The 3,085-nt window shown below is 68.9% G+C and carries 4 protein-coding genes; 2 read left to right on the top strand and 2 right to left on the bottom strand.

What is annotated here, in order from left to right; all coding sequences use genetic code 11:
* Together rfbD and rfbB are read right to left on the bottom strand one after the other, a co-directional pair.
* Positions 1 to 851 (bottom strand): dTDP-4-dehydrorhamnose reductase (gene rfbD / locus EFE23_RS27660; RefSeq protein WP_123243802.1); only part of this gene is annotated, 851 nt, incomplete at its 3' end.
* On the bottom strand, positions 848 to 1,858 hold the full coding sequence (rfbB, locus tag EFE23_RS27665; protein WP_123243803.1) for a dTDP-glucose 4,6-dehydratase: 1,011 nt from the start codon (positions 1,856 to 1,858) through the stop codon (positions 848 to 850). The genes rfbD and rfbB, both read right to left, overlap by 4 nt.
* Positions 1,859 to 1,950: 92 nt before the next feature.
* Between rfbB and rfbA the strand changes: the two genes are divergently transcribed.
* A complete protein-coding gene (gene rfbA, locus EFE23_RS27670; RefSeq protein WP_123243804.1) occupies positions 1,951 to 2,838 on the top strand; it encodes a glucose-1-phosphate thymidylyltransferase RfbA in 888 nt (295 codons plus the stop codon).
* Positions 2,835 to 3,085, top strand: a 251-nt coding sequence (locus tag EFE23_RS27675; protein ID WP_148058563.1) for a dTDP-4-dehydrorhamnose 3,5-epimerase family protein, incomplete at its 3' end; no start/stop codon positions are given. The genes rfbA and EFE23_RS27675, both read left to right, overlap by 4 nt.

The raw sequence follows: 3,085 nt of genomic DNA on the forward strand, positions 1-3,085 counted from the left end.
GCCAGTGCCTCGGCGAGGCTGGTGTGCCAGTCGGGTAGGGGCGGTAGTTTCGCGGCGGTCCAGCGGTCGTGGGCCAGGACGCTGTAGCGGGGGCGGGTCGCGGGGCGGGGGAAGTGGTCGCTGGTGGTGGGGCGGATGCGGTCGGGGTCGAGGCCGTGGAGGGTGAACACGGCGCGGGCGAGGTGGTACCAGGTGGTTTCGCCGGTGGAGGTGCCGTGGTAGATGCCGGGGGTGGCGTGCCCGGCGAGGGCGGCGTCGGTGAGCGCGACGAGTTGTTGTGCCAGGTGGTGGGACCAGGTGGGTTGTCCGCGTTGGTCGTTGACCACGTCGAGCCGTTCGCGTTGGGCGGCGAGGCGCAGGATGGTGGTGACGAAGTTCGGGCCGTGTGTGCCGTAGAGCCAGGCGGTGCGGACGATGTAGCCGTTTTCCGGCAGTAGCCGGGTCAGGGCCTGTTCGCCGGCGAGTTTGCTGCGTCCGTAGGCGTTGACCGGTGCGGTCGGGGCGTGTTCGGGGTAGGGCTGGGTGGCGTTGCCGTCGAAGACGTAGTCGGTGGAGATGTGGATCAGCCGGGTGCCGGTGGTGGCGCAGGCCGCGGCCAGGTTGGTGACGGCGTGGCCGTTGACGGCGGTCGCGGCGTGTTCGTGGGTTTCGGCGGCGTCCACGTCGGTCCAGGCGGCGGTGTTGATGACCAGGTCGTGGCCGGTGACGGCGGCGCGTACCGCCCGCGGGTCGGTGATGTCGAGTTCGGCGCGGGTGGTGGCGGTGACCGACAGGTCCTCGCGGGCGTCCAGCACGGCCAGCAGGTCCCGCCCGAGCAGGCCGGCGGCGCCGGTGACCAGCAGCCGGCTCATCCGACGGCCACCGGGGCGGGGGTCTTCAGCGGTTCCCACCAGGCGCGGTTGTCCCGGTACCAGCGCACCGTGCGGGCCAGGCCGTCGTCGAGGGGGATGCTCGGCGCGTACCCCAACTCGGTTTTGATCTTGTCGATGTTCAGCGAGTAACGGCGGTCATGGCCCTTGCGGTCGGCGACCGGCACCACCCGCTCCCAGCCGGCGCCGCAGGCCTCCAACAGTCGGGCGGTGAGTTCCTTGTTGGTCAACTCGGTGCCACCACCGATGTGGTAGACCTCCCCGGCGCGGCCCTTGTCCTGCACCATCGCGATGCCCCGGCAGTGGTCGTGCACGTGCAACCAGTCCCGCACGTTACCGCCGTCGCCGTACAGCGGCACCGTGCCGCCGTCGAGCAGGTTCGTCACGAACAGCGGGACCACCTTCTCCGGGAACTGGTACGGCCCGTAATTGTTCGAGCAGCGGGTGAGCACCACATCCATGCCATGCGTGCGGTGATACGCCAACGCCAGCAGATCCGAGCCGGCCTTCGACGCCGAGTACGGCGACCTCGGCGACAACGGCCACTCCTCCGTCCACGACCCCTGCTCGATCGAGCCGTACACCTCATCGGTGGACACGTGCACGAACCGAGCCACGCCATGCCGCAACGCCGCGTCCAACAACGTCTGCGTGCCCAACACGTTCGTGGTCACGAACGGCCCCGCACCCACGATCGACCGGTCCACATGCGACTCCGCGGCGAAATGCACCACCACGTCATGCCCGGCCACCACCTCGTCCACCAGGACCGGATCGCAGATGTCCCCCCGCACGAACCGCAACCGCGGATCATCCCGCACCACAGCCAGATTGCCCAGATTGCCGGAATAGGTCAACTTGTCCAGCACCGTCACCACGGACGGTTCGACGGCCGGCACCCCCACGGCATCCCCGCCGGGCACACCCAGCAGCATCCGGACGTACTCCGACCCGATGAACCCGGCACCGCCGGTGACGAGGATCCTCACGAGTCGTGGAGTCTACGCGAAACCGCAGCACAGCCCGGGGGCCGGCGGCGACTTGGATCCCGGATTCCCGCTGGTGCGGGTAGTCTCCGCGGGTGCGTGGAATCCTTCTCGCCGGCGGCACCGGCTCCCGGCTCTGGCCGATCACCCGGGCGGTCTCGAAGCAGCTCATGCCGGTGTTCGACAAGCCCATGGTCTACTACCCGCTCTCCACGCTCGTCATGGCCGGAGTGCGGGAAATCCTGATCATCACGACGCCGGAGGACCAGGGCCAGTTCCAGCGGCTGCTCGGCGACGGCAGCCAGTGGGGCCTGCGGCTGGAATACGTCACGCAGGCCCGCCCGGAGGGCATCGCACAGGCGTTCCTGCTGGGCGCGGACTTCATCGGTGGCGAGTCCGTCGCGCTGGTCCTGGGCGACAACATCTTCCACGGCGCCGGCCTCGGCCGGCAGCTCATCCACCACGCCGACCCGGTCGGCGGCCGGGTCTTCGCCTACCCCGTGGCCAACCCGCAGGAGTACGGCGTGGTCGACTTCGACCACGCCGGACGGGTCCTGTCGATCGAGGAAAAACCGGCCCGACCCCGATCCCGCTACGCCGTACCCGGCCTCTACTTCTACGACAACCGGGTCATCGACATCGCCCGGAAACTCACCCCCAGCACCCGCGGCGAACTCGAGATCACCGCGGTCAACGAAACCTACCGCGAATGGGGAGAACTGTCCGTCACGGTCCTCGACCGCGGCACCGCCTGGCTCGACACCGGCACCTTCACCTCCCTGATGCAGGCCGCCGAGTTCGTCCGGGTCATCGAGGAACGCCAAGGCATGAAAATCGGCTGCATCGAAGAAGCCACCTGGCGGGCCGGCCTCATCGACGACGAACAACTACGCACCCTCGCCGAACCACTGACCAAGAGCGGCTACGGCACCTACCTGCTCAGCCTGCTCACCGAGCAACCCCACGGCGGGGCCAGCCGATGAAGATCCGACCGCTGAGCATCGAAGGCGCCTGGGAGATCACCCCCCAACAACACGGCGACCCCCGCGGCATGTTCACCGAGTGGTACCGCTTCGACCGCCTCACCGAAACGGTCGGACACCCCCTCCGACTCGCCCAGGCCAACCTCTCCGTCTCCGCACGCGACGTCATCCGCGGCATCCACTACGCCGACGTCCCACCCGGCCAGGCCAAATACGTCACCTGCGTACGCGGCGCCGTCCTCGACAT

Source organism: Micromonospora solifontis (assembly GCF_003725545.1).
GTDB classification, from domain to species: Bacteria; Actinomycetota; Actinomycetes; order Mycobacteriales; family Micromonosporaceae; genus Micromonospora; species Micromonospora solifontis.